The organism is Nocardioides stalactiti (genome assembly GCF_014180715.1).
GTDB lineage: Bacteria > Actinomycetota > Actinomycetes > Propionibacteriales > Nocardioidaceae > Nocardioides > Nocardioides stalactiti.
Window position 1 is genome coordinate 1 of the sequence record NZ_JACEFC010000208.1, and the last position, 1203, is coordinate 1203.

Annotated in this window: 1 protein-coding gene; it reads left to right on the forward strand. The window is 72.4% G+C overall.

Features of this window, described 5'->3' with window-relative positions:
• The coding region (locus H0487_RS22235) for a right-handed parallel beta-helix repeat-containing protein (protein WP_183096383.1) at positions 1–1203 on the forward strand (1203 nt) is incomplete at both ends.

Here is a 1203-nt window from a genome sequence, read left to right on the forward strand (position 1 = left end):
GGCGGCTCCCCCGCCGGCTTCGGCAGCCGCGACCCGGCGACCCGGGTGACCACGATCAACGGCGGGCTCGCCGGCACCACGCTGACCTGGATCCGTCCCGGGGACTCCGTCCTCGACGGATTCCGGATCACCGGCGGGGAGGCGCCCCTCGACGAGTTCGGCCGCGGCTACGGGTCCGGCCTCTACGTCGACCACCAGGACACCCCCGGGCACATGACGATCACCCACAACGTCTTCGAGGGCAACGACGACGGCCAGGACTTCACCGATTGCGACCGCTGCGTCTTCGGCGGCGCGATCGCCGTCGGCGCGTGGGACGACAACAGCAGCGCGACGATCAGCGAGAACGTCATCCGCGACAACCGGGCCGTCATGGCCGCGGCCGTCTTCGCGTCGGTGGAGCTGCTGCTCGAGCAGAACCTGATCGAGGACAACGCCGCCGGTGGAGACCACGGCGGCGCGCTGTTCCTCTCCGGCGACGGCACCGTGCTCCGCCAGAACCTGGTCCGTGGCAACAGCGTCGGCGACCAGGCCGGGTACGGCTGGGGAGGCGGCGGCATCTTCACCGGGAGCGACACCGAGACCAAGCCCGCTGCCCTCCTCGAGGCCAACCGGTGGATCGGCAACGAGTCCCCGAGCCACGGCAGCGCCTTCTTCGTCGACGAGGCCGCGCACGCCGAGATCGTCGGCGACCTCTTCCACGACAACGTGTGCAACGTCGACGGGGTGCTCTACCTGGACGGCGGCTCGTCGTACGGCTCGACCGCGCTCGTCGAGAACGTCACCATCACCGCCAACTCGTGCCCGGCCGGGGCCGACGGCGCCGGGATCCTCGCCGAGGGCGGCTCCCGCCTCGACCTCCGCAACAGCATCGTGACCGGGAACGGCGGGGACACCGAGGTCTGGCAGTGCAACGCGTGCCAGTCGACGCCACCGGCGTCCAACTCGACGATCACCTACAGCCTGGTCGGGCCCAGCACCGGCGCGGTCACCCGCGGGACCGGCGTCGTCACCGGCGCGCCGCTGTTCGTCGCCGCGGCGGGCGACGATTTCCACCTCCAACCCGCGAGCCCGGCCGTCGACGCCGCTGACCCGGCCTCGACCGTCGGCTCCGAGCCGGCACCGAACGGCGGACGCCGCAACGCAGGTGCCTACGGCGGCACCGACGAAGCGACCACCAGCGACGACGGCCCCCCGCCGCCC